The organism is Vibrio iocasae, from assembly GCF_042245395.1.
In the GTDB taxonomy this organism is placed as follows: domain Bacteria; phylum Pseudomonadota; class Gammaproteobacteria; order Enterobacterales; family Vibrionaceae; genus Vibrio; species Vibrio iocasae.
Map to the genome: position 1 here is coordinate 1,752,760 of NZ_CP145311.1, position 25,807 is coordinate 1,778,566.

Here is a 25,807-nt window from a genome sequence, read left to right on the forward strand (position 1 = left end):
AATTCTTAGTAGGTGCATCTTAGTGAACAGGTGTAAGCTAAACAACTCCGATCAGTTAACAGAAAATCTGTTTCTAATCCGCTGTATAAAGCTTTCGTTAACCTCACCGTGAGCAAAGTTCTCAATTCTATCTGAAATCTTGTTTAAAATAGTGTCTTCACTGTCACCACGTAGGACTTTACCCATAATTATCTCTACGGCTTCGTCTACAGTTTCAACAGACCAGACATGAAACTCATTATTTCTAATACTTTCAACAACTTCTTTATGAAGAGATAGATGTTTTAAGTTTGATTTGGGAATGATTACTCCCTGATTACCAGTAAACCCCTGGTGTTCGCACACATGGTAAAAGCCTTCAATCTTCTCGTTTAATCCACCAACCGCTTGCACTCGTCCGAACTGATCTACCGCTCCAGTAACTGCAATTTGTTGATTTATTGGACTCTCTGAAAGTGCGCTGACCAGTGAACAAAGCTCTGCAAGCGACGCGCTATCACCATCGACTTCACTGTAAGATTGTTCAAATACAATCGAAGCTGAATAAGGTAATGGTTCATCCAAATCGAGAGCACTACTAACAAAAGCTTGCATGATCATCATTCCTTTCGCATGCAAGTTACCACCTAGCTCGGCTTTGCGTTCTACGTCAGAGATATCACCATCGCCAAAGTGAATAACACAGGATATACGCGCAGGCTCACCATAAGAGACCGGGTGACCAGGAACATCGATAACAGTTAGTCCATTTACCTGGCCGACTTGCTCACCTTCGGTTTCTATAATGACCTGACCATCAAAAATATCATCGAGTGCTCTTAATGGTAGATAAGATTCCCGATAGTATTTATTGTCAATCGCAGTATCGATATTCGCACTGGTAATCGGCTTATGTTGAGATTCAATAGCAGCTTCGCTTAGCAAAGAGTTGTTCCATTGAAGAGATAGAGGCATGTAGTTCTGATCTTCTGTCTCTCTTGCACCAGCAACCATCAGGCGAACAATTCCATCCTGAGTTAATTGTGGTAGCTCAAATGTTTTACACAACCATTTTAAATAGCCTAGGTATTGAATAAAACTCTTAGAATCAAGCTTAATATCGAGTTCGACTTCGCTAAATATACAGAAACCAGAGTGAATGTCTGAGTCGAAATAATCCAACTCACTCATCTGCTCGCGATCTCCTATAACAATTAGCTTCACGTCAACCTGATGTGCAGGTGGTTCTAGTGCAATATGTTTAGGGTCTACATTAACAGGAGAAACAGCTTCTCCTAATAGTGCAGACTTTAATACCATCCAGGAAGAAGGGTTAGCCATAATAAGATTGGCAGAGACGACCAGATATCCGCCATCAGCTTTGTTTAGTAAACCTGGAGTAGACGAAACCACTTCACCATCGCGAACTTTGTATTGCCCCAGGATGGATGTCATTTCGAGCGTCTCAGCCTTAACAACCGGTACATCCGCCGAAATAATCTCTCCGCTGTGAAGCGCATCTATCACAGCATTACGATAGATCGCGTTATCCGGTGAGTTCACCAACAAGACTTTTGTCCAGTTATGTAACTGCTCAAAGCGTATTAGCGCCGAACGGAGCCGAGGTTGAAGCTCAATAAAGGATAGGGGAGATAGCTCATCATACTGGTTGATAGAGTCAGTATATTCAACAAACTGTGGTACGACTGCGCGCCAATCTTCTTGATTCATAAGTAGCAAGAGTTCAGATAAAGAGTGCGATTATATATAAAAAGCGTAGCTCTACATAATAAAATTGAGACATATCACCGATAATTTAGCTGTTCATTGTGTTAGCTTTGGGTTACGCTGTCACTAGGTGTGCAAAAGGACTATTCGTGATGAAATATCAACAACTTGAAAACCTTGAATGTGGCTGGAAATGGCAATATCTCATGAAGAAATGGCGTGATGGTGAAACGATCACCAAGCACATTGATTCTAGTGAAGATTCACAGGCCGTGGAGTTACTGAGACAAATAGAACATGAGCCAACTCAAGTGCTTGAATGGATCGAGAATCATATGGCCGAAGAGCTCGACAAAAAGCTGAAGCAAGCTATTCGAGCTAAACGTAAGCGTCATTTCAATGCAGAACAAGTTCACACCAAGAAAAAGTCTATCGATTTGGATTATCGTGTGTGGGAAAAACTTTCCATCAGAGCATCCGAACTCGATTGCACTTTGTCTGATGCTATTGAATATCTTCTTAGCGAAGCGTCGAAGAGTGAAAAAGCAAACCAAACCGTAAGCAGCTTAAAAGAAGATCTCAGTAAATTATTATCAAGCTAGGGGTAAGTTTTTATGATGTATGTAATTTTAGTTGGCGCCATTGTTGTAATTTGGTTGGTAGCTGTTGATAGACCTGTACTAAGGATGTCGTTTAAAAATGGCGAGTTGGTCAGTCATAAAGGAAATCTACCGCCAGCTTTTGGACACAACTGCAAAGAAATCGGACACAGAACACCATTTGATGGCATCGTAAAAGTGTATATGACGCGTGGCGGCGCCAAACTTAAGTTTTCAAAAGAAGTACCGAATAAAGTCCAGCAAAGAATAAGAAATGTTTTCCCACATCAAGGGTTTAAAAGCTTCGGCAAGAAAAAAGCTTAAACATAAATAAATATAGAGAAAAGCTGCCGACGGCAGCTTTTTTATTAGATGTTCAAGCCGGACATTACTAAATAGCTTTTACAGTACAACTGCGTATTAGGTATATTATGTTAAATGAAGTATATGGAAACACACAAGCATAGCTCCTCTCCCTAGTCCCCACGTAAAGCCAGAATCTTTTCTGGCTTTATTGCTCGCTAAATCGTTAAGCACTATCTTTTACCCAATCAACGATTGTCTGTTTTAACTCATCTGCCGTGTATGGTTTAACCAATATGTCGCTCATACCTGACTCAATACATTTCTCTCTTTCTTCAAGTGTTGTTGCGGCAGTTAAGGCGACAATTGGTATCTCATGTCCTTGTTCACGTAGCTCACGCGTGGCTTGGAAACCATCCATCTCTGGCATGCGACAGTCCATAAACACTAGATCATAATCTGAAGAATTAACTGCATGGATTGCCTCAATACCATTCCAACAAGTATCCGGTGCTACACCTATTTTACCCAGCATTTCTTTAACGATAACCTGATTCAAACTGGCATCATCTACTACCAATATCTTTAGTTTGCTCCATTCAATATCAGAGGTATCAGATTCCATAGCACCATCGGCACACAAAGCCTCAACTCCTTGAGGAATGTTCAGATGCACTTTGAATACGGTCCCTATACCCAGTTCACTTTCACACTCAATTTTCCCATTCATCAAACTTGTCAGATTTTTGCAAATGGCCAAACCTAACCCAGACCCTTCGTGAGTGCGCTTACTTGACCTGTCCACCTGAACAAACGGATCGAACAACGAGCTTTTCGCTGACTCCGGGATACCGATTCCGGTATCAATAACGTCAAAAGCTAAACGATCTTCAGACCAGCGGGCTTTCAGAGTGACCTGTCCACTTTCAGTAAATTTAAAAGCGTTTCCAATGAGATTGACTAATATCTGCTTAACTCTATCCAGATCTCCATACAAGACATCCGGAATATTTTCTGTAATCACTTCAAATTGAACACCTGTATCAGACGCTTTAGGCGCAAATATTCCTCTAATAGACTCTTCAAGATTGGTCCATCGAAAATGCTTCGGAATAATTTCCATCATTCCTGCATTCATCTTGCTGAAATCGAGAAGATCATTAATGATAACCCGAAGCAGCTCACCACCGTGTACAAGGTTGCTGAAATAGTTCTGCTGTTCATCAGATAGCGAGGTTCTCTGGATTAAGTCTACGCTACCCAGTACGCCATTAAGTGGAGTTCTTAACTCATGATTAATCATGGCCACGAACTCTTTGGTTGCCCTTTCTGATTCCTCTGCTCTAACCCTTAACTCAATTTCACGCTGCCACATCAGGCTACGGATTAACGCTACTCTTATTAACTCCCCTATCATAGTGAGCTTGTTAAGAATAGTTTCCTGGTCCACTTCACTGGTATCGACCTGAAAGACAAAACCAGCGGCTTGTTTCCCCTCATACATGATAGGTAAAAAAAGACGTTCACCATCCCAACAGCTAAATTTGCAGTACTGGTTTTCACACCCTTTGAGCTTTAGATTTCCGTATCCACTCGTTGATAAGCTATCAAACACTTCGACATTGATATGCAGTAAAACATCCAACACTACAGGGTTGTAAGCGATTTTCCTCACTAAGGTGTGTAACTGAACTTCACTGAGTTTCTTTTCGAGAAAAGAACGGCCAAAACTGATCAACACCTTATCGATATGCTCTTCAAACTCAAGTTTTCGGATATGTTGCTCCGATCGTTTTTCAAGCTGCTCCATCGCTAGTTGTAGTTGCTGATTAAGCTGATAGAGTTCCAGACTCTTGTTCTCGAGCAACTTTTCAGCTTCTTTTCTGGCCGCTGACTCTCGTTTCAGCTTGCGTTCAAGGTGGTTAAGCTCTGTCATTCTTTCGTATCCCTATTTAGAAAGAAGCGCACTTCCCTACCCTGTGGATCAACATTTTGCATTTTCACAGTAAGTTGTTCATTGAAATGTTTAGCGCACCCGTTTACCAATCCTAAGCAAACATGGCTCATACACCGTGCACTCTGGTAGTCGAAAACCATCTCTGTTTCGCTTTCACTGATAAAATCAAATCGTGGTGGGTTGGATTCTGGATAGAGCTTCTTTACTTCTACGTGGATATAATCTTCAACATGTCGGATAAATTGAAAAGCTGTCTGACACTCTTTTAAGCCTGCCTGATTGGGAATGGTTTGATAAAGGTTATCGAAAACTGTCTCTCCGAAAACTTCCTGTAGTTTTGTTGCTGATACGCCTGTTTTTTCGCTTAAGGAAACAATAAGTTTTACCAGACTTCTGTGATCATAAGAGCCAACGGTAGTGTAAACTCCGTCATCTTCAGCGTCATCAAGTATGCTGTCCAGAACTTCTAAACCAAACTTCTGCTCCACCAACTGCATAAACTCTGTAAAAATGATTCCTTTCATTCGGCTGTTCCTTTTGTGTGGCAATATCATTCAGTTAAGAATGAACAATAGCGTACTTTTTTTCAAATTAAAGAGTCATTTACACACCCAAACTGCGCACGTTTTGGCAATCTGACTATGTTTTCTGGTTCTCTTTTCCAACGTAGTTTTCTAAGCATTTCATTTCGACTCTCATTTTGAGAAAAACAAGACACCCCTCGATAGCACCAAATCAATATCACCCTATACATATGTTTTTTAAAGATTATTTTCTTGGCACACATAGTGCTCTATCTAGTTCGACTCTTATTTAGAAAGTCACAATCAAAAAGGAGATTTATCATGGAACTGCGAAAAATAGAGACAAGCCAAAACGTTCTAACACTGTTACTTACAGGTGACCTTGATGCCAGCGGTAGCAAAAAGGCACTACCACACATTGATGAAGTACTGTTTGAAGACAACCACCCCGAGATAGAAGTAGACATGAAACACGTGTCATTTTTAGATTCGTCAGGTGTCGGAGCCATTGTTTACTTTTACAAACGCCTGGTAGAAAAAGAGCGTCACCTGAGAATCAAAAATGCTTCTGGTCAACCTCTTGAGATTTTTAGTCTGCTGAGAATTGGAAATGCCATTCCAATTAACTCAAAGCACTAACAACTACCAGGCAGAGGGATTAGGCATGAAATTGACAATTTTAGTTCCAGTTTTACTTCTGGCAGGAATAACAGGATGCACCAGCTATCCTGAGCATGGCCAAGGAGGGATGGCTGAAAACCATTTTTCCTCAGGCTTTACTCCTGTCATGCCCGATCAACCTCTAGGTCCCGAGCATGGTCTTAGATTTGACTGGCAGTTGGCTAAACTTCATCTGGAGATGCTGGTTCAAGAGGGCGCAGAAATGTGTTTCCCTGCAACCGTACTACAAAGCCGAATGAGACAAGATCGAATTGCCAGAGAGCTCGCGGCCGGACTCTATAGGGATGCAGCCAATGACCTTATTGTTCAGCGTAAAAGGTTGACTGAACTTGAACAAGACCTCACGTATGTCACATCTCAAGCCGAATGCGTACTTCCACGTAATAGTATCGATATGGTTGCTCTGAACACAAACATAGAAACCATCTACAACTTACTAAATGCTGATAATCAGTTCGCCTTTGATTCAAGCGAAATCAATCCCAAATACATGGGTAGGCTAGCCGAAGCAGCGTTGTTGCTAAGAGAAAATTCCCAGTTAAGCCTGACACTTACAGGCCATGCTGATGCAACAGGCAATAAAGCATACAACGACAAACTCGCAAATGAACGCGCAGAACAGGTGGAACGCTACCTTAGAATATTTGGCCTTGCTGCAAACAGGATCAGTGTTAATTCAGTCGGTTCCGCTAACCCTCTATTTGAGGGAGAGAGCGCTGGTGTGCGACTCACAAATCGAAGAGTGAGCGTCGAAGTTCATTCGCACACCGACATGAAGGGAGAATAAACATGAAAAAATTAATCAAAAGCCTTCTGCTATTCATTATCTCCTTACAATGTCCGGCGTCCGAATCTGGTAACATCCAAATTGGCGATCTTCTACGGATCAACCTTCCCGGAGAGATGGGATTTAATAAGGACTTTCAGGTTGACCGCAGAGGTTTCATCACCTTGCCTGAGGTAGGCCCAGTACTGGTCGCGGGATACGATGGCGAACAAGCCAAAGAATTGATTCTTGACCGCCTTTCCGCTGCCTATAGAAATCTGACGAGCGCTGATGTTTACGTTCAGGAAAAGCAGGTTTTAATAACTGTTATGGGTTATGTGGAGAACCCCGGAGAGTTTAACTTACCTCATTATGCGACAGTTCAGAGTGCGCTCTATACTGCAGGCGGGATTCGCGCTGGTGCACAACTAAATAAACTACAGTTGCGTCGTGGAGACGCAGTCTCAGAGTTTAATTATAAAGACTACCTGGATACGGGCGATTCGAGACTGCTACCCTCTCTACAAACGCTTGATGTTATTTTTGTGCCCTCTTCGCCGCTAGTGGGAAATATTGAGCAGGATTTTGACCCTTCCGCTCAGGCTAACTCCGGAGACAGTTCAGACCACAAAACCGGAATTAAGGTTTTTGGAGAGGTTAATTCTCCCGGAACCTTTAGTTACAAACCAGATATCACTCTAGTAGACGTATTAATGCGTTCAGGAGGCGTAACCAGATACGCGAGTGTAGAGCAGATTCGGGTGATTGCAGATAACCAGCCTTCAATGTTCAACTTAAAACGATACCTCGATACCGGTAATAGTGCTTTTCTTCCCGACTTACTTCCCGGTACAACCATCTTTGTTCCAAGGCAGGATGAGGAAATAAAGTCCGGCGCAAATGTTGTCTATGTGATGGGTGAAGTAGCAGAGCCCGGAGCTTATGAAAGTAAGCAAGAAGCGACATTTATGGACATCCTTGCTAACGCGGGTGGCCCTACAAGATTTGCAGAGTCAAGACAGATTCGCGTTATTAAAGCGAGTGGTCGCGTTGTAAACTTTGACCTTACTGCATTCACAGAAGGGCTTAGCACTTCAGTTCCCCAAATAAAACCCGGTGATGCTATTTTTGTCCCTGAAAAAACAGATATGAACGAAAAATCCTGGCTAAAAGTCGCGCCTAACAGAGCAGTTAGAGTGATTGGTGAAGTCGTGCGCCCTGGCAGGATTGAATGGGCAAATGAAATGGATCTGATGGACTTACTGGCTCATGTTGGTGGTCCGACACTGCGGGCCGATACCACGCGGATTGAAATAATACCTTCGGCAAACCAGCAAGAAATGATCGTTTTCAATTTGGATGCCTATATCAAAAAAGGTGCGCCAATCGCTCAGCTTCCAAAAGTAAGTGCCGGTGCAATCATCAGGGTACATGATTTACCTCAGGATCCTTCTGACAATAAGTCACAATGGGTTCGACAAAGCTCAGATCGCTCTATCTACGTCTTTGGTCAGGTTAATGCTCCCGGTCGTTATCGATTCACAGAAGAGATGCACTTCCTCGATATTCTTTCTGCAGCAGATGGCCCAACAGGCGAAGCAGATATTCATAACATCCGGGTCACACATCGCGATAAGAGCTATGCAAAAGTCAGTAAGCTCAACCTTGCGCTGTACTTTGAAACAGGTGATGAGAATCTGCTTCCGGAAGTGAATATTGGCGACACTATATTTATTCCCGAAAAAGATCGCAACTGGCTGGAAAGGCCTAAAGAGAAAACCGTCAGAGTACTAGGCGCGATTAACAATCCTGGTCGTTATCAGTTTGATGACTCTATGACCATACTCGATATGCTCGCACAAGCCGGCGGTCCATCAGAGTCTGCGTACTTAGAAAAAATAACCATCGTAAATATTTCCTGCTGCCAAAATCAGGCACGTACATTCGACCTGATTGAATTCAGCAAAACGGCAAATATCTATCAGCTACCACTCCTAAGAGCGGGAGATACCATTTTTATTCCCGACCAGAGCGATAGCCTTGCTGAGAAGCTGAGAGTCGGTTTAAAGGACATACTACAACTAGCGACAACAATTGTTTTGATAGGAGCGATATGATGAGTATTCCTGCCCTACATAGTGAAACCGAGCAACTGTTTATCATGGCGGAGGCGACCAACTGTCGATCACTTTGCGTAACAGGATGCCATGCAGATGCCGGGGTTACCTCATTAGCGATGGCAATGGCTGAACGCTACATATTAGCGGGTTACAAAACACTATTGCTCGATCTTAATCTTCATAAACCGTCGTTCATTCCTGTTGAAGGTGAAACTCTATCAGGTAATGTGACACTGATAACTGAGAAAGAGTCTCATCGTTGCTTTCAGGGGTTATGCTGTAATCTTGATACGGCCTCAATACTTGAGTTGCGCAGAGGCGCTTTTCTGGATCAGCAGATCGAAATATGGCAAGAGAGCTATGAACGTATTGTGGTTGATACTTCTCCTCTGCTTCAAAAAAACAAAGGAAACATACCCGCAAATCTTGTTGCAGCAGCCTGCGATAACACCTTGTTATCTGTTCTGGCCGGAAAAACAACTAAGACAGAAGTCGAAAAGGCATTAAAGCTGCTGGATATGGAATCGATCAACTTATTAGGGACTGTACTCAACCTAAAAGATCAACCCACATTGTCAGAAGAGATGGTAAGAGAAATCAACCGCTTTAGCTGGTTACCAGAAGGTGTTCTTAATTGGTTAAGGCAAAGAGTCAGAAACTATAAGCTTATTGATGTTCACAGTTAAAGCAGACTGATTTTAACTGTGCAAAACAACTTCATTAAACTAGTATTTATCTGACAAGCAATTGAAAAAAAACAAATAAGCCAAAGGAATTGGTATGAAAAAACGGCTTTTCACTCTCGTTCTTGTATTGTTAACAGGCGCTATGCCAACTCAAGCTGCTGAGTACTTATTTGGTGTGGTACCGCAACAGTCAGCAACCAGACTAGCTCAACAGTGGACTCCTATTCTAAGAGCGCTTAGCAAAGAAGTGGGGCATGATTTTCTGTTCGCCACTGCGAAAGATATTCCTACCTTCGAAAAACGGCTCAAGGAAGGTGTGTTCGACTTTGCATACATGAACCCTTATCACTTCGTCGTTTTTAACGAGAATCCTGGTTATCAGGCTGTCGCAAAAGCAAAGGATAAGAAAATACGCGGCATCATTGTTGTGAGAAAAGATAGTGGTATCAATTCTGTCCACCAGCTAAATGGTGAAGAGCTAGCCTTCCCTTCCCCAGCGGCATTTGCCGCCAGCATACTAACAAGAGCTTACCTAAAGCAGAGAGGTGTCGAGTTTACCCCTAAGTATGTGTCATCTCATGATTCTGTCTATCTCGGAGTAGAGAGAAAGTTCTATAAGGCAGGTGGCGGGATACAAAGAACATTTAACGCAATGAACCCTGACGTGACAGAGCAACTTGTACCAATCTGGACAACGGAAGGTTATACCCCACATGCTATTGCTTCGCATCCGGATATCAGCCCTGAACTCAAAACCAAAGTAGACGCGTTTTTTGCCCGGCTCTCAGAGACGACTGAGGGCAAATCTCTTGTCGAGCCTTTAAAGTTAAAGGGCTTCGTCAATGCACAAAATAGTGACTGGGATGATATACGTGCGCTCGACATACATCTGCTGGATTAGGATCGAGATTTATGGTTAGTTTTCGAGCAAAAACCATCATAGGCATTGCAGTAATTGAAATTGTCTTGCTGGTCATTCTTATAATCAGTGCCCTCTCCTTTCTTGGCAACTCAAACGAGAAACAGTTAATACAAAGGGCTTACGCCACGACGACTATGTTCTCCCACGCTGTTAAAGACTCTGTGCTTGTTATGGATCTGGCAACGATGGATGATCTCGTCAACGACATTATTGATCTTGATGATGTACTTTATGTGCGAATCATTTCCTCTGGACGACTGCTCGCCTCAGGCGGTGATCCTGCTCTGCTTAACATATCCTCCAGTATTGATGAGAGTCTTGATACGGTGATAGATGGTGTTTATGACACCAAAGTAGATATTGTTAGCGACGGTGTCATTTACGGCTCTATAGAAATTGGTTTTGCGACAACAGCAATAGACAACATGCTCAGTCAGGCCAGAAACGCAATCATCGGTCTCGCTACTCTGGAAGTCGCTCTGGTTGCATTGTTCTCGTTTATTCTCGGCACATACTTAACTCGTAACCTGGTCAGACTTAGAAAAGCAACAAACATAATCAGCAGTCAGGGGCCCGGTTATCAGCTTGAAATTCCACAAAAAGACGAGTTGGGTGAGGTAGCAATGTCTTTCAATACCATGTCCCAAAATCTCGAAGAGAGTTACAAAGAACTTCAGAAAGCCCGAGAAGAAGCAGAACATGCCAATGAAGCTAAAAGCCGCTTTCTTGCATCTATGTCTCACGAGATACGAACACCAATGAATGGTGTGATAGGTTTACTTTCGTCTGTTGAGCAATCCAACCTAACCAAAGAACAAACTAATCTGATTGAGACGGCAAAAGAATCTGGTCAACTCATGCTGTCTTTGATCAACAACATTCTGGATTTCTCCAAGATGGAAGCTAACAACCTTGTGATAGAACACAAGGTGTTTAGTATCGAAAGATGTATCGATTCGATCTATCAAACTATGCATCCCATCGCGTCAAGCCACTGTATAGAGCTCAGTGTAAATACGACTGACCTCCCCGCCCATGTTATTGGGGATGAGACACGTTATAAGCAGATTTTGCTGAACCTTGTTGGCAACGCATTAAAGTTTACTCAACACGGTGAGATTCGCATCGAGGTGGTTTGCGAACAGCAGAAAGAAGGAGTAGCAACGATAAGTTGTGAGGTTATTGATACTGGTATTGGCATTTCTGACGAAGCTCTGCCTTACCTGTTTGACGAATTTACTATGGCTGACCATTCATACTCTCGGACCAATGAAGGTTCAGGACTTGGTCTGGCGATCTGCAAGCGACTTATCCATCTTATGGGTGGTGAAATAATGGTTCAAAGTACATTAGGTGAAGGAAGCCAATTCTCGTTTACTATACCGATGGAAGTTGCAGCACAACATACCAATGAAGACGAAGTGATATTACAACCTCTTCATCAAGAAGTAATAACAGCAAAAATTCTGGTTGCTGAGGATAACATTGCAAATCAGTTGGTAGTAAAGACCATGTTCAGCCACCTGGGCATGAATATAGATCTGGCAAACAACGGTATTGATGTTCTGGAGAAAGTCTATCAAGCCGACTATGACCTGATATTTATGGATATCTCAATGCCGGAAATGGATGGCCTTGAAGCTTGCAAACAAATTAGAAGCTCGCAAAACCAAGATATTGCCTCATTACCAGTGATTGCGTTTACCGCACATGCATTATCAGGAGACAAAGAAAAATTTCTTGCCGCAGGAATGACAGATTACATATCCAAGCCTGTCAGTCGCACTGATCTTATCAAGATTCTGAATAAGTACATTGAGAGCCCTGAGATATCGACGATAAGCAACTCAGAGTGGTTAAAAGAAGCGCAAGGAGAAGAGATGAACCAGACTCCTGAACCGGAAAATTCCGACTATAGTCAGTTAGTTGATGAATTAACGTTACAACAGATGATAAAAGACACAAGTGCTGAAGTTATACCTATGCTTATTGAGCACTATTTAGTAGAGGCGAAACAGCACACCGCTACGATGCTAAAATCCGCGAGTGAGCGAGATTTCGAAACTCTTCAATATGAATCCCACACTTTAGGCAGTTCCGCATTAGCATTAGGTAATACAGCACTATCGCAACTTTCACGTGAAATAGAAGGAAGTTGCAAAAACGAGGATTTCGAGCAGGCACTAAAGCTAACCGAACAATTAGACCAACTTGCAGAAGAGTCATTCTGTCAACTGACAGAACGAAAAGAGAAAGGGTTTGAGCCGGTCGCATAACGACCATACCCAGAAATAAAGGAATAATTATGAATACAAAAGTCCTTCTGGTAGAAGATTCAACGTCATTAGCCATATTATACAAAGAGTACGTAAAGAACGAACCATACGAGCTGTTTCACGTGGAAACAGGTCGTGAGGCAAAGCAGTTTATTGAAAGATATCTTCCACAACTGGTGATTCTAGATCTGCAACTGCCAGATATCTCCGGACAGGAGATTCTTGACTGGATACAGGAAAATCAGTTTCCTACTACTGTCATCATAGCCACAGCGCACGGTACCATAGATGTTGCCGTCAACCTGATTCAGAGCGGAGCTAAGGATTTTCTGGAGAAACCAATCAAAGCAGAAAGACTAAAAGCTTCTATTGCTGTAAATCTGGAAAACGCAAAGCTGATGACGCTTGTCGACGATCTTAAATCTACTCTCGACCGATCTCAGTTTCAGGGATTTATTGGTTCAAGCCTTGCCATGCAAAACGTCTATAAAACCATTGATGCCGTTGCCCCTACAACGGCGAGTGTATTTATCAGTGGCGAAAGCGGTACCGGTAAAGAAGTGTGTGCTGAAGCGATTCATAAACAAAGTGATCGTAAAAATAAACCATTTGTCGCGATCAACTGCGGAGCGATTCCAAGAGACCTACTGGAAAGCGAAATTTTTGGCCATGTAAAAGGCGCTTTTACCGGAGCAACCACCGATAGAAAAGGCGCTGCGATGATGGCGAATGGCGGAACACTGTTTCTGGATGAGCTCTGCGAAATGGAACTGGAAATGCAGAAGAAACTTCTCAGGTTCCTTCAGACCGGGACATTTACCCCTCTGGGTAGCAACAATGAATGCCAGGTCAATATCCGCATCATATGCGCGACTAACCGTGACCCAATGAAAGAAGTTGAAGCAGGCAATTTCCGGGAAGACTTATATTATCGAGTTCATGTAATACCGATTGAAATGCCCCCTCTCAGGGAAAGAGATGGCGATATCATCGAACTTGCGAATCACTTCCTTAAGCAGTATGCAAAACTGGACAAGAGAAAGTTCGTGGGACTGAAGCGTGACACTGAAAAAATTCTTAAACAATATCATTGGCCAGGGAATGTACGAGAACTTCAAAATGTTATTCGAAACATCGTCGTCTTAAATGATGAAAAGTATGTAAGTCCTGAGCACCTACCGGCTCAATTTTCTGCCCCCAGAAAACAGAAGCAACCTCAGGTGGAAACTAAACTCGAACGCAGCATGGCTGAAGCGGAAAGCATTACTCAAGTACAGGAAGTGCTACAAAACCTTTCTGAGGCCATTGCAGTCGGAAACGGTGCTGCAGTAATTGAGGGAGAAAATATACCTAAACCGAGCCAAGCTGATACGACTATCCGCCCTATGTGGGAGATAGAAAAGGAAACCATTCAGCAGGCGATCGATTATTGTGATGGGAATGTGTTAAACGCCGCGGTAATGCTTGAGTTAAGCCCTTCCACTGTATATCGAAAAAAACAGTCATGGGAGTCAGAGTAACTAGGGGCCAATTTATGAGCAATATTAATCCAGGAGAGATCTGGCTAATTACAGACAGTCGACGATTTGGAGGAATTGAAAGCCACATTATCGAACTGGCAAAAGGACTCAAGGCTCACAAACAGCCAGTCAGAGTCATCTTATTAAAAATGTATGATGATGGGCTTGAGCTAAAAACAAAGCTGGAAAATGTGAACATAGCCTGTTCTTTTCTGGACAAACTTGCTCCCGGAAAAAATCCTCTATTAGCGCTGATATCAGAAGCAAACGAGCATAAACCGCTGATCCTGCATGCTCATGGTTACAAAGCCGGGTTAATCTGCAAATTGTCAGGGCTTATTGTAAATGCACCTGTCGCAGTAACCTACCATGCAGGAGAAACGCCCAAAGGAAAGGTTTGGCTATATGACTATCTGGACCGCTACACCGCTTTTATTTGTAGTACTCGATTTTCAGTCAGCCCAGCGATCGATAAAAAAATCCCCTCTCAAACAACAGTACTCAACAATTTTGTTTCCATGCCGAAAGCGCTAAAAAACAGAGGAAAACTTATCGCATACGCTGGTCGACTCAGTCATGAAAAAGCGCCAGATCGGTTTATTAACCTAGCGAAAAGCTTTCCTTTGAGCTCATTCGTTCTTTACGGTGATGGTGACATGATGGAGGAACTAAATCATAACGCTCCAGACAACGTATCTTTTGCCGGCTATCAGGAAATGTCAGATGTTTGGTCCGATATCGATATACTAGTTATTCCATCCCGATTTGAAGGTTTGCCTATGGTTGCATTGGAAGCGATGGCCCGAACTATTCCAGTCATTGCGATGGATGTTGGCGCACTTAGTAACCTTATTAAACATGGAGAAAACGGCTGGTTATGCCAAAGAGAAGAGCAGCTCGTTGAGGCTTTACAGACTTGGGTATCAATGAGTGACGATGAACGAGAGTGTATACAAGTAAACTGCAGAGAAACCGTAAAATCTCGCTTCTCAGATACTAAAATAATTCCTCAGATCCTCGATCACTACCGACACGCACTTTGATTTTCAATTTGCGAATACCATTAAACTTAAATTGGTTTTGATTATTTTCCCATAATTTCAAAAGCTTAAAACATACCAATACTGGCACTCTCCTTGCTCTTCTACTCCTGAGCACTTAAATCAGGAGACAATGATGAATCAGGGACCGTTACCTCACTCAGAAGCCACAGACCACAAACTGATATTCGATCCTGTCCCCTTTTCCGGTGGGTCAAAAATCGCTGTGCGCGAAATGCTGGCATTGTGTAATCCCGACAATGTTAAGTTTACTGTTTTAACAAATAATCCTGCTAGCTGGAGTGACAAGGATACTAAAGACAGGTTAACCGTTATGTCTTATTCCTTACCTGAACTCATTCAAACCAGAGTTGGAGGGCTCGGGTACTGGTTCAAGCAACTGCTACTACTGCTCATTATCTGTTACACCCATATAAAACTCTCACTACGCGGGCAAAAGCCTTCAGCTATTCTCGGGATATCTGGTCCAGGTGTGGACCTCTCTATCTATCTTTTCAAGTATTTGTTTAACTGTAAGATAATCCAACTCGTGCAAGGCCCTGTAGCGCCATCTCGTTCTATTGGCTATTGCCTTACCCGAGCCGATGAAGTCTTTTATCTTAGTAGTTCAAAACCTTCAATCATTGCAGCGTTACATACTCACTTTAACTCTTCATTATCTGCTACAACCGCAAAAGAAATAACCCACTTTCAGGTTAGCTGTTCACGTTACGTAGCATTTGACAATGGACTAAATAAACAGCGATGGCCCACACCCTGTGAGTATCTTGAGACCAACGTTTTCTGGGCTGCCTCTTTATTGAAATGGAAAGGATTGGATATATTGCTGGAGGCTAGTCGAATCGTTCGTGAAAACGTGAAGCTTCAATATCAGATCTGCTATATCAAGCCCGAAAGTACTAATGCTGAGGTCTCGTTAACTCCTATCGACGAAGAAGGGTTTCATTGGTTTGAAAAGCCCGGCAACCTTGATGAAATACGCTCTCGTTGCTCGATTTTTGTTTCTACAAGTAAAAATGAACCGTTCGGCCTGTCAATTCTCGAGAGTCTGGCCGCTGGTCTTTGTGTGGTCATCCCTGCAGATAACGCTTACTGGGATCAAAAATTGGTCAATAGCGAAAACTGCATTAAATACCAGCCTGAAAACCCGTCTTCTCTAGCTGACGCTTTGTGCCAATTGGCTTTTAACCCGAGAACTATAGAGCGAGTCGGTCAATCAGGCCGAAAAATTGCTCAACGCTACGAGGCTTCAATCAGCTACCGACATATAGTGGAATCATTGGAAGAAACGACAAGTGAGGTTATCTCTCCTGTAAACAGGAGCTCGGTATGAACAAATCAATGATCACTATTGTGATGTACAGTGCCGGACTTTTGCTAACAAAAGCAACTTCACTTTTTATGTTGCCATTTCTGACTCATTCGTTGTCAGTCAACGAAGTTGGGCGTCTGGAGTTTCTCGCCAGTATCACAGCCTTCGCGGGACTGATCACTGGTCTGGCGATGCATGAAGCTCTATATCGATATGCTGGTGAAACAAATAACAGCAACGAACGTAAAAACATCGCTAGTGAGTTTTACACCATAGTTTGGTTAGGCAGCTTATTTTTCTTTCCCATTATTTTTGCGATTACCACGCTAACCAACAAAAGTTTTCCTGATATTACACATACAGAAGTTCTTCTGGTTGCATTGGGGCTGCTACTCAGTGCTCCTTTATCTATGGCGCTATCATGGCTCAGAGTGGAAGATCATGTGACTCATTTCGTGATGATTACCGTTGGTGGCTGTATTGTTCAGATAAGTTTGATTTTTATAGCCATAAATTTGCACTTCGGCCCACCAGGTGTGTTGTTTGCAGCTGTAATCACGCATTTCATGCAACTGTCTGCGTGCCATATGCTGGGCTATCTCCGATTTAGAATTCCAGACAGTAAGAGAGCGAAGCTCGCGCTGACTTACAGCTTACCCATTGCATTTGCCGGAGTGATTGCATTTGGGCTCAATGGTGCCGAAAAATGGGTCATCGCGGCAACGGCCTCCCTTGAATCTTTAGCCTCTTACGCGATCAGTACCAAACTTGCTCTTGCCATGTGCATACTTGTTCAGCCTTTTAATATGTGGTGGATGGGGAAGCGTTTTAGTTACCTAAAGTTTCAAGGTTGTGAAAAAACAACCCGTTTGACACACACTGGTATGGTTTGGGTGTTTGTACTGGCAAGTAATCTGTTGTTTTCCGGTCCCCTACTGATCAACTTTTTTCTTCCGGTAGAGTATTCAGATGCCGCGGCCTATCTCCTGTTTCCTTTAACTTGTGCTCTTTTTAAAGAGCTCTCTGAATTGGTCAATGTTGGGTTGCTCTACCGTCAACAAAGTCAAAGGTTACTCTCTATCAACATCCGTTCGTTGGTAATTGGAGGGATTCTGCTGGTTCTTCTTTGGAGTCTATCTATATGGGGTATTCTCATCTCGCTGCTAATCGCACAGGCCTATAAGCTTTACTCTGTCTACATCACTAGCCAAAACCTTTACCCTCTACCTTATAAACTCACCCCTTTGATGAGTTTGTTTGCATGCTATCTGTTTTTCATTGTTTTATCGCAGCAAACAGAAACCGACTATTACAGATTACTCCTCTCGATTGCAGCACCACTGATAATCGTGGTTATCGCCCTGAAAGCAGATCTTCTCCCTACGCCTGCTTCCAGTTTGCGTGCATTTGGTTTGAAGATATGGCCAAAGAGAAAATTCATAAGCTCCACTGTAAACAAAGGGCAGTTAAAGCTATGAGCAGCACTATCCGGTATAACAAGAAAACAGCTTTATTGTCTCTTTGCCTGGCTATCGTATTGACCATTATTTGGTTCAAACTTCCACATCCCGCGATAGTGTTTGTACTAGCAATGCTGCCAGTTGGAATCTTACTAGTAACCAATCAGGTTTTCTGGTTCGTTCTTCTTTTTGTTGTGTTCTCTTTTTTCCGGATTCACGAGGCTATTCCTGTCCTCTACTCGCTGAAAATTCCTTTGCTTTTGTCACTGGGGGCTTTGGCGGGACTTTGCTGGCACCTATTCATATCCAGAAAACTCGTGCCCTACTGGCATCCAACGTTAAACTGGCTGGGTGTTTTCTGGATACTAGTTCTTATCGGTTTATTTGCGGCATCAAATAGGCCAGTCGCCATTAGTTACTTCAACTCCATCTATTGGAAGATAATACTTATGTCTCTGGCGATAATGTGGATTATCAACACCAGACGTCAGCTTGAGCATGTATCTATTACGATTGTTATTGCAGGTCTTATTGTTTCTTTGATTGCACTTCAGAATGCACATTCCGGTATTGGACTTGTCGAGGGGAACAGAGTCACTATCGGGCGTCAGATAGGGTCGATGCTGGGAGACCCAAATGATCTCGCGTTAGTACTTATGTTCCCTTTCGCGTTTGCGACTAGCGTCTTCCTTAGCAAAGGATATTCGACGATCTTCCGATGTATCGCATTGCTCACTTCGATAACGCTCTTTCTCGCGGTGCTTGAGACACAAAGCCGGGGTGGACTCTTAGGAGTACTCGCAGTTGGAGGCATTTTTGTTCGCTATTACGTTCGTTCAAATATGCTTTTAGGCGCAATCACTATTCCGTTAGCCTTAGTTTTGTATTTGGTAGCGGGTATTTCAGATCGTACCTCGGGAGGCTCTGCCGAAGAAGGTATCGACGCATCAGCGATGGGTCGACTTTATGCCTGGGAGGCCGCTTTCAAAATGGCGCTGGATAATCCGATAACCGGGGTCGGATTAAATAATTTTTACTTCAACTACTTTTATTACAGTACACACTGGGATGGCTTAAACCACGCGGTACATAGTACCTGGTTTGGTGTGCTCGCAGAAACCGGATTTGCAGGCCTCATTGCTTTTGTCGCTTTTCTTGTGTCGCTCATTCGTCTCGCATCCAAAACCGTCACCAGATTAAGGGGTCAAAAGCTAGCATCACAATGCAAGACCTTTGCGTGTGCAAAAGCGGTACACGCAGGTCTTATTGGAACGGTTGTTTCCGGCACCTTTCTGACACAAGGCTTCAACTGGCCAATCTACATACTGGCTTCACTGACTATTGTTGTTGCTCAAATTGCTAGTCAAAATGAGAATAGAACAGACTGATTAACCTATCTCCTTGATTAATAAGGCTCCAAAGATGGCACGAAGTGTGTAACAGAGACAGTACGCACAGACAACATCATCTAAAGGAGCTTATATGCAATCGATAAATGTCTCCCAACTAAAAACTTGGGCTATCGAGCATCCAAATCCCCGAGTAAGGAAACTGTTTGTAATTGCCAAGCGATCCCGAACCGCTGAGCTACCGACTATCCCGTTCCTAAATGCTCTGCTTTATCACACCTACTCTATGGTAAAAAACATGCTAAGCGAAATAGCACGGATGCTTATTCATACCCCAGCCTTTAAAGGCAGAGCACTAAAGTGCGGAAAGCGGCTCTACCTTTATACAGGTGTTCCATACATATCTGGCCCTCTAACGATTCGAGTCGGAGATGATTGCCGAATCTCGGGTCAGACTACGTTTACAGGCCGCTCTTCCAGTAAATCACCTACGTTGGAGATTGGAAACAACGTAGGAATCGGTTGGCAGACGACTATCGCTGTGGGCTCGAAAGTTATCATTAATGACAATGTAAGAATTGCAGGAAGAGCCGGATTATATGGCTACCCAGGCCACCCCTTAGACGCAAGTGATCGGGCTGCTGGCAAAGCGGATACGGAACAGCAAATCGGAGATATTTGTCTTGAGCGTGATGTTTGGCTCGCAAACAACGTGTCGGTTATGGCGGGAGTCACTATCGGGCAAGGAACTATTGTTGCAGCAGGTAGCATTGTGACCAAAGATTTACCTCCTTATGTACTTGCGGGAGGAAACCCTGCCAAAGTCATTAAATCTCTAAATAAAGAAGAACTACACAACCAACTGTGCAATGAGATTCAGGAGGTATCATGAGAGACTTAATCGTGTTTGCGGAAGATTTTGGTGGTCTGCCATCAAGTACACAGCATTTGGTGAAATACATGGCGAAAGACAGAAAAGTTTTGTGGGTCAATTCCATTGGATTGAGGCAACCCAAACTATCGTTTCGTGATGGAAAGAGAGTCATCAAAAAGCTGGCTGGTTATATTCGTCAACAAGATGGACAACTGAAATCCAAACCAGAGCACAATATCACTGAAACGAATCTCCTCACTATTCCTGCACCATCATCAAAACTCAGCAGACAAATAGCCCGAGATTTAATGATTCATCAACTGTTGCCTCAAATAGAAAAAGCAGGACTCAATGACCCTATCTTGTGGTCATCCTTGCCTACGGCCGCAGATTTATGCGGTCACCTCAATGAGCATGCTGTTGTGTACTATTGTGGTGACGATTTTGCTGCGCTTGAAGGTGTGAATCATCAAACAGCTGCGCACCATGAATCTAAACTTGTGGACAAGGCAGACCTGATACTTGCGGCAAGTGAAGAGCTCGAAAGCAAGTTTCCTAGCTCAAAAACTTGTCTTTTACGTCACGGTGTTGACTTCGAATTGTTCACCAAACCATCTCAAAGAGCCGCTGATTTACCGTTCAATCCTTCTCATCGTATAGCCGGCTTTTACGGCAGTTTATCCTCCTGGTTGGATTACGACTTAATAGAAAAAATAGCCATCGCACTACCTGAATGGAAGTTTGTGTTTATTGGCCCTAACATGATGTCTGGTAACCCTCTGCCCAAACTATCAAATATCATCTACTTAGGTCCGAAACCTCATCACGAACTTCCCTCTTATTCTCAACACTGGGATGTAAGTATGATGCCATTTAAAGTCAATGCGCAGATAAAAGCTTGTAACCCATTAAAACTAATGGAATATATGGCAGCAGGTCGGCCAGTGGTTAGCACCAGCTTTCCAGCCCTTAACCCTTATCTTTCTCATATATATTGCTCCTCTCATCAAGAAGAGTTCATTCAACAACTTCAATTTGCCGCAGCAAACGGAAAAAGTAACTCATCAGAACTGATAAGTAGTCAAAGTTGGGAAAACAAGAGCCGGTTTACAAGCTGGCTAATGGAGCTACTGTGACAGAACTCAAACTCAGAATGTTGAAACTGCTCAATGCAGCATGGAGACAGAGATACGTCATTGTTATCCCGATGCTAGTACTCCCATTGGCTGGAGGGTTTGTGAGCCATATAGCTCCTAAACAGTATCGGTCTCATACCAGTATGCTGATTCAGGAAACGGCAAAGATGAACCCATTTTTGCAGGACATTGCGGTTTCTACAGGATTCAAAGAACGAATAAATGGATTAAGAACACTACTCAAAAGCCGTCATATATTGTTGTCAGTAGCAAGAGAGCAGCAACTGATAACAGAAGATATGACCTTTCAGCAGCAAGAACAGATTGTCGCTGAGTTATCAAACAGCCTGTCTGTTTCGCAGCTGGGAAATGACTACGTTAAAATAAGCCTGACGTCTGAAAACAAAGATGAGATTAAACCTCTTCTGGAATCGGTGAGTAAGCATTTTATTGAGCAGTTGCTCGCACCAGAGCGTTCTTCCATCAGAGATTCGAGCGAGTTTCTGACAATACACATTAATAAGCGAAGAGATGATCTGGAAGCTTCAGAGCAAGCACTTGCCGAGTTTCAGACAAAGAATCCCGATATCTCCCCTCCTCTTCAGCAGGAAAACTTATCGAGACTGGCAACAATGAAACAGAGCCTTGCTGAGAAAGAAGCCCTTCTTGCCGGTATTGAGAGAAGCCTGGGTTCGATTGATCAGCAACTTTCCCGTTCAAACCCCGTCGTCGGAAAGTTAGAGGAGGAGATAATAGACACTAAAAGCGAGCTCACTTTGCTAAAAGCGCGGTATACCGACAACCACAGCCTGGTTCAGAGTAAACAAAGAGATCTAGCGCGTCTTGAAACTGATCGGGCGAACCTAATCAATTCTGGTTCATCTAATCTCAACAGCGATGTTTTATGGGATATAGCCAGTACTGCAGCGCTCTCTGATATCAATGATATTCCGCCACTACTGGTAACGCAGCTTCACACCCTTCAGCAAACAAGAGCGAAATATGAAGCTCTTCAAGCTGAAACATCAAGTTTAGAAGGTATGATTGAAGAGCTTGAACAAAAAACGTTTAGATACAGTGAAAAGGCGAAAACATTATCACGTCTGCAAAGGGAAGCGACTCACAAACAAAATCTTTATGACGAACTAGTAGAACGTTACGAAATGGCTCAGTTGACAGGATCTCTGGGTATTTTTGAACAAAACAAAAGAGTGAAGATAATAGACCTTCCCTATACACCGGGCATACCAATTAACTTACCACTCGCTCTTTACGTTTTCGCTGGCTTGATTGCAGGGACAGCGCTAGGCATTGGGCTAGCCACCATAATAGAGTTGTTCGATTCTAGCTTACGTTACAAAGATGAAATAGAAGAGCTAACCAACTTACCCGTTATCTCTACCTTTCCAAACTATAGTTATCTGTCTAACTAATCAGGTTACTTGAGTATATGACGGCCACTATTTAAGTGGCCTTCAATTTGATTCTCAATCTGATAAAAACCCTTCCCCTTTAAATTATCATAAAATAAATCCATATAAAACAATAAGATAAAATTGGCACACCACATGCTCTATCTAAGTCAGGTTCACTAAAGACAAGGATAAGGTATGAACAATTACAATAATCCTAAACATGGAAAGAAAGTGATTCATGTCGTCCAGCACCTTGCCCCGGGCGGTATTGAAAATTTGGCGCTGGACTTACTCACATTTGCTAACCCAAATGACCACATATTGCTTGTCAGCCTCGAAGGAACAAAGGCTCAGGCACTTATTAACTGGCCTCGTCTAAAGCCATTTGCAGATAGGCTTGCGTTTCTAAATAAGCCTCCCGGAGTTCAAATTAGCCTGGTAAACACGCTTGTAAAAGTGTTCAAAAGCATTAAGCCGGATGTCGTACACACCCACCATATAGGCCCTCTGCTGTATGCGGGTTACGCTGCTCGATTAGCCAGTGTCCCCGTCAGAATCCACACAGAGCATGATGTATGGCACCTAGAAAGCCCTAAACACCAGAAACTACAGAAACTCTTACTCAAACTAGCACGACCAACCCTAGTGGCAGACGCGACACAAGTGAGTAAAAAATTGGCTCAAACTTTCTCGTATAAAGATTCAGTCGTGATAAAAAACGGCGTGGACTGTCAAAAATTCAAGCCGGGTTCAAAACGATTAGCACGTCAGGAGTTTGGTCTGCCAGAAGAAAAATTTATTATAGGCTGTGCTGGTCGATTACAAGCGGTCAAAGGTTTTGATAACGCAGTAAACGCGCTCTCAATGTTACCTCAAAGAGTAGAGCTCGTTATCGCAGGTGACGGTCCTGAAAGAGAATCGCTTGAAGCACTCAGTTGTAAGTTAAATCTCGATTCCAGAGTCCACTTTTTGGGCCGTGTCGATGATATGCCTCGTTTTTACCACTGTTTGGATCTCTTCTTATTACCTTCACGAAAAGAGGGATTCCCGCTCTCTCCACTTGAAGCTCAGGCCAGCAACATCCCAGCTATGGTGTCTGATGTAGGAGCATGTGCAGAAGTTATCTGCCCAAGTACAGGCATCCTTATACGTAAAGATAGCGTAACTGATATAGCCGGAAGCGTGATGAAGATGCTTGATCACAAGAGCAAGAAGTTACCAAGAGAGTTTGTTGTCAATGGGCACGATATCCGCCAGATGGTTCGTGCTTACGAAGAACTGGCCACAGGAGCGATCGCATGAGCATTATTTTGATTATGACTCTGACAATCGGCTGTATGTTGTTGGTTGTTTACCATCACCTTCTTTATCCATTACTTCTAAAAAGGTTGGCGAAGCATATGCCTGTTCAGCCTGACAAAACGAACAAACGTTCGTATAAAAGAAGGAAAGAAGATGGGCATTTACCTAAGGTAACGGTTCTTGTCCCGGCATGTAATGAGGAAAACTGGATCGCTGACAAGATCCGGAATCTTGCAAGCCTTGATTACCCAAAATCCAAGCTCGACGTCATTGTTGTATGTGACGGTTGTACAGATTCAACCGCTGATGTCGCAAAGGCCACGATTCAAGAAGCCATATGTGCCGACGTTCAATTTAAGATCATCGAACATCGCATCAACCAAGGTAAGTTATCGATACTAAACCAGATGATCCCGAATCTTGATTGTGATCTGGTTGCCCTGACCGATGTCTCTGCATTGATCTCACTTGATGCCCTCCTTATCGCATCAGAGCATTTTCAGAATCAGAAAACAGGTGTCGTTAACTCCAAATACTGCATGACCAGTGGCTCGGATAGCGGAGAAGCCACCTACTGGCAATATCAAAACCGAATCAATCTTGGAGAGTCATGTCTTGGGGCGACATTGGGGGCTCATGGTGCGTTTTACATCATTCGCCAGGAACTTTTTCAACCACTCAGGCCAGACACCATTAATGATGACTTTGTCTTGCCAATGGAGATCGTCAAACAAGGTTACAACATCGTTTATGAGACTGATTTGATTGCTGTAGAGCAAGAAACCACAAACCTCAAGGATGATTTCAAAAGACGAGTAAGGATATCTGCCGGAAATATGCAGCAAACCTTGAGACTTTTTAGCCTGTTTAATCCGCGCAGGCCTGCAATCGCCTTTGCATTCTTCTCAGGAAAAGGGTTGAGACTGTTAACACCATACCTTGTGATGATAGAGCTTTGCGGGTGTATCTATCTTCGCGAATACACTTTTTTCCAAACCGCCTTACTTACCCAACTTCTACTAATCATGTTAGCGGGCATTGTCACTCTGTTTCGCTCTCGCTTCAAAAACAAAATCAGTGATGCCTTGAGGTGTCTGTTATCTGGACATGCAGCCAACTTGATTGGAGGACTGCGATATCTTTCGGGCTCAACGGACGGGCGTTGGAAAAAAGTGAATCAGTAGGGGAAACAAAGTCATGAATACATTCAACAACACACAAACAGTATTCGTATGCAAAAGAGCGTTTGATGTACTTGTCTCATTGGTATTGCTAGCGATATTTACTCCACTACTTCCGGTGATTGCTCTGATGATTAAAAGTACGTCAGAAGGCCCGGTTATCTACGGGCAGATGCGAATCGGAAAGTACTGCCACAACAAGGCTGTTCTTTTCGAAATGTTTAAATTCCGCACCATGTATTGTGATGCAGAAGCTCGATCTGGTGCGGTATGGGCAAAGAGCAATGATCCAAGAATTACCCCTTTCGGGCTTGTCTTAAGAAAAAGTCGGCTTGATGAAATACCTCAACTGCTAAACGTACTCAAAGGTGAAATGTCTCTGATCGGTCCGCGACCAGAACGGCCTGTTTTCTATAAAAAGCTTGATGATGCAATCCCGTTTTTTGCCGAACGAACTTATGGGGTATTACCGGGTATAACTGGTCTCGCTCAGGTAAACCAGGGCTATGACAGCTGTATTGAAGATGTAAAACGAAAAGTGGCTTACGACCACAGCTATGCGCTTTGCATGGGATCGATTTTCCTTTGGTTAAAAACAGACATTCAAATTTTGTTAAGAACTGTCCTGGTGATGGTTCAGGGAAGAGGGCAATAAC

General features: G+C 43.2%; 22 protein-coding genes. 19 read left to right on the forward strand and 3 right to left on the reverse strand.

Annotated elements, in window-relative coordinates:
• Positions 1-51: 51 nt before the first annotated feature.
• Positions 52-1,710, reverse strand: coding sequence for an AAA family ATPase (locus SNR28_RS17755; protein WP_375753994.1), 1,659 nt, complete (start codon positions 1,708-1,710; stop codon positions 52-54).
• A gap of 149 nt (positions 1,711-1,859) precedes the next feature.
• On the opposite strand from SNR28_RS17755, the gene matP reads away from it, so the two are divergent.
• Positions 1,860-2,309, forward strand: a complete 450-nt coding sequence (gene matP / locus SNR28_RS17760) for a macrodomain Ter protein MatP (RefSeq protein ID WP_375753995.1) — start codon at positions 1,860-1,862, stop codon at positions 2,307-2,309.
• A 12-nt stretch (positions 2,310-2,321) separates the two neighbouring features.
• Positions 2,322-2,630, forward strand: a complete 309-nt coding sequence (locus SNR28_RS17765; protein WP_375753996.1) for a DUF3634 family protein — start codon at positions 2,322-2,324, stop codon at positions 2,628-2,630.
• 205 nt (positions 2,631-2,835) lie between these two features.
• Here SNR28_RS17765 and SNR28_RS17770 read toward each other — a convergent pair whose 3' ends face one another.
• Both SNR28_RS17770 and SNR28_RS17775 read right to left on the reverse strand, forming a co-directional pair.
• Entirely contained in the window at positions 2,836-4,545 is a 1,710-nt protein-coding gene (locus SNR28_RS17770; protein ID WP_375753997.1) for a response regulator, read from the reverse strand.
• Positions 4,542-5,090 carry a heme NO-binding domain-containing protein gene (locus SNR28_RS17775; RefSeq protein WP_375753998.1) on the reverse strand — a complete coding sequence of 183 codons (549 nt, stop codon included), beginning with the start codon at positions 5,088-5,090 and terminating at the stop codon, positions 4,542-4,544. Before SNR28_RS17775 ends, SNR28_RS17770 begins: the two co-directional genes overlap by 4 nt.
• Before the next feature lie 321 nt (positions 5,091-5,411).
• Here SNR28_RS17775 and SNR28_RS17780 point away from each other — a divergent pair, with 321 nt between their 5' ends.
• The 17 genes from SNR28_RS17780 (at position 5,412) to SNR28_RS17860 (ending at position 25,806) form a co-directional block, all read left to right on the forward strand.
• Entirely contained in the window at positions 5,412-5,729 is a 318-nt protein-coding gene (locus SNR28_RS17780; protein ID WP_375753999.1) for an STAS domain-containing protein, read from the forward strand.
• A 25-nt stretch (positions 5,730-5,754) separates the two neighbouring features.
• On the forward strand, positions 5,755-6,558 hold the full coding sequence (locus tag SNR28_RS17785; RefSeq protein WP_375754000.1) for an OmpA family protein: 804 nt from the start codon (positions 5,755-5,757) through the stop codon (positions 6,556-6,558).
• 2 nt (positions 6,559-6,560) lie between these two features.
• Positions 6,561-8,654, forward strand: a complete 2,094-nt coding sequence (locus SNR28_RS17790; RefSeq protein ID WP_375754001.1) for an SLBB domain-containing protein — start codon at positions 6,561-6,563, stop codon at positions 8,652-8,654.
• Complete coding sequence (locus SNR28_RS17795) at positions 8,651-9,343, forward strand: chromosome partitioning protein ParA (RefSeq protein ID WP_375754002.1); 693 nt, start codon at positions 8,651-8,653, stop codon at positions 9,341-9,343. Before SNR28_RS17790 ends, SNR28_RS17795 begins: the two co-directional genes overlap by 4 nt.
• A gap of 94 nt (positions 9,344-9,437) precedes the next feature.
• A complete protein-coding gene (locus tag SNR28_RS17800) occupies positions 9,438-10,244 on the forward strand; it encodes a PhnD/SsuA/transferrin family substrate-binding protein (RefSeq protein ID WP_375754003.1) in 807 nt (268 codons plus the stop codon).
• A gap of 11 nt (positions 10,245-10,255) precedes the next feature.
• A complete protein-coding gene (locus SNR28_RS17805; RefSeq protein ID WP_375754004.1) occupies positions 10,256-12,541 on the forward strand; it encodes an ATP-binding protein in 2,286 nt (761 codons plus the stop codon).
• 29 nt (positions 12,542-12,570) lie between these two features.
• Entirely contained in the window at positions 12,571-14,061 is a 1,491-nt protein-coding gene (locus tag SNR28_RS17810; protein WP_375754005.1) for a sigma-54-dependent transcriptional regulator, read from the forward strand.
• 14 nt (positions 14,062-14,075) lie between these two features.
• On the forward strand, positions 14,076-15,104 hold the full coding sequence (locus SNR28_RS17815) for a glycosyltransferase family 4 protein (protein WP_375754006.1): 1,029 nt from the start codon (positions 14,076-14,078) through the stop codon (positions 15,102-15,104).
• 130 nt (positions 15,105-15,234) lie between these two features.
• Complete coding sequence (locus SNR28_RS17820; protein WP_375754007.1) at positions 15,235-16,455, forward strand: glycosyltransferase family 4 protein; 1,221 nt, start codon at positions 15,235-15,237, stop codon at positions 16,453-16,455.
• Positions 16,452-17,912, forward strand: a complete 1,461-nt coding sequence (locus tag SNR28_RS17825; RefSeq protein ID WP_375754008.1) for a lipopolysaccharide biosynthesis protein — start codon at positions 16,452-16,454, stop codon at positions 17,910-17,912. Before SNR28_RS17820 ends, SNR28_RS17825 begins: the two co-directional genes overlap by 4 nt.
• Entirely contained in the window at positions 17,909-19,282 is a 1,374-nt protein-coding gene (locus tag SNR28_RS17830) for an O-antigen ligase family protein (RefSeq protein ID WP_375754009.1), read from the forward strand. The genes SNR28_RS17825 and SNR28_RS17830 overlap by 4 nt, the downstream gene beginning before the upstream one ends.
• Positions 19,283-19,376: 94 nt before the next feature.
• A complete protein-coding gene (locus tag SNR28_RS17835; RefSeq protein WP_375754010.1) occupies positions 19,377-20,135 on the forward strand; it encodes an acyltransferase in 759 nt (252 codons plus the stop codon).
• Positions 20,132-21,253, forward strand: coding sequence for a glycosyltransferase (locus SNR28_RS17840; protein WP_375754011.1), 1,122 nt, complete (start codon positions 20,132-20,134; stop codon positions 21,251-21,253). Before SNR28_RS17835 ends, SNR28_RS17840 begins: the two co-directional genes overlap by 4 nt.
• The gene (locus SNR28_RS17845) at positions 21,250-22,686 is read left to right on the forward strand and encodes a GumC family protein (RefSeq protein WP_375754012.1); all 1,437 of its coding nucleotides are present in this window, start codon (positions 21,250-21,252) and stop codon (positions 22,684-22,686) included. Before SNR28_RS17840 ends, SNR28_RS17845 begins: the two co-directional genes overlap by 4 nt.
• 177 nt (positions 22,687-22,863) lie before the next feature.
• Entirely contained in the window at positions 22,864-23,970 is a 1,107-nt protein-coding gene (locus tag SNR28_RS17850; protein WP_375754013.1) for a glycosyltransferase, read from the forward strand.
• Positions 23,967-25,154: a glycosyltransferase family 2 protein gene (locus SNR28_RS17855; protein WP_375754014.1), complete on the forward strand. Its 1,188-nt coding sequence runs from the start codon at positions 23,967-23,969 to the stop codon at positions 25,152-25,154. Before SNR28_RS17850 ends, SNR28_RS17855 begins: the two co-directional genes overlap by 4 nt.
• Positions 25,155-25,167: 13 nt before the next feature.
• Positions 25,168-25,806, forward strand: a complete 639-nt coding sequence (locus SNR28_RS17860; protein ID WP_375754015.1) for a sugar transferase — start codon at positions 25,168-25,170, stop codon at positions 25,804-25,806.
• The last annotated feature ends 1 nt before the right edge of the window (position 25,807 follow it).

Coding starts and splice junctions, on each gene's coding strand:
- SNR28_RS17835 (WP_375754010.1), top strand. CDS start 19,377: ATGCAATCGATAAATGTCTCCCAACTAAAAACTTGGGCTATCGAGCAT.
- matP (WP_375753995.1), top strand. CDS start 1,860: ATGAAATATCAACAACTTGAAAACCTTGAATGTGGCTGGAAATGGCAA.
- SNR28_RS17830 (WP_375754009.1), top strand. CDS start 17,909: ATGAGCAGCACTATCCGGTATAACAAGAAAACAGCTTTATTGTCTCTT.
- SNR28_RS17790 (WP_375754001.1), top strand. CDS start 6,561: ATGAAAAAATTAATCAAAAGCCTTCTGCTATTCATTATCTCCTTACAA.
- SNR28_RS17850 (WP_375754013.1), top strand. CDS start 22,864: ATGAACAATTACAATAATCCTAAACATGGAAAGAAAGTGATTCATGTC.
- SNR28_RS17840 (WP_375754011.1), top strand. CDS start 20,132: ATGAGAGACTTAATCGTGTTTGCGGAAGATTTTGGTGGTCTGCCATCA.
- SNR28_RS17805 (WP_375754004.1), top strand. CDS start 10,256: ATGGTTAGTTTTCGAGCAAAAACCATCATAGGCATTGCAGTAATTGAA.
- SNR28_RS17770 (WP_375753997.1), bottom strand. CDS start 4,545: ATGACAGAGCTTAACCACCTTGAACGCAAGCTGAAACGAGAGTCAGCG.
- SNR28_RS17820 (WP_375754007.1), top strand. CDS start 15,235: ATGATGAATCAGGGACCGTTACCTCACTCAGAAGCCACAGACCACAAA.
- SNR28_RS17825 (WP_375754008.1), top strand. CDS start 16,452: ATGAACAAATCAATGATCACTATTGTGATGTACAGTGCCGGACTTTTG.
- SNR28_RS17800 (WP_375754003.1), top strand. CDS start 9,438: ATGAAAAAACGGCTTTTCACTCTCGTTCTTGTATTGTTAACAGGCGCT.
- SNR28_RS17795 (WP_375754002.1), top strand. CDS start 8,651: ATGATGAGTATTCCTGCCCTACATAGTGAAACCGAGCAACTGTTTATC.
- SNR28_RS17775 (WP_375753998.1), bottom strand. CDS start 5,090: ATGAAAGGAATCATTTTTACAGAGTTTATGCAGTTGGTGGAGCAGAAG.
- SNR28_RS17855 (WP_375754014.1), top strand. CDS start 23,967: ATGAGCATTATTTTGATTATGACTCTGACAATCGGCTGTATGTTGTTG.
- SNR28_RS17755 (WP_375753994.1), bottom strand. CDS start 1,710: ATGAATCAAGAAGATTGGCGCGCAGTCGTACCACAGTTTGTTGAATAT.
- SNR28_RS17785 (WP_375754000.1), top strand. CDS start 5,755: ATGAAATTGACAATTTTAGTTCCAGTTTTACTTCTGGCAGGAATAACA.
- SNR28_RS17780 (WP_375753999.1), top strand. CDS start 5,412: ATGGAACTGCGAAAAATAGAGACAAGCCAAAACGTTCTAACACTGTTA.
- SNR28_RS17810 (WP_375754005.1), top strand. CDS start 12,571: ATGAATACAAAAGTCCTTCTGGTAGAAGATTCAACGTCATTAGCCATA.
- SNR28_RS17860 (WP_375754015.1), top strand. CDS start 25,168: ATGAATACATTCAACAACACACAAACAGTATTCGTATGCAAAAGAGCG.
- SNR28_RS17815 (WP_375754006.1), top strand. CDS start 14,076: ATGAGCAATATTAATCCAGGAGAGATCTGGCTAATTACAGACAGTCGA.
- SNR28_RS17765 (WP_375753996.1), top strand. CDS start 2,322: ATGATGTATGTAATTTTAGTTGGCGCCATTGTTGTAATTTGGTTGGTA.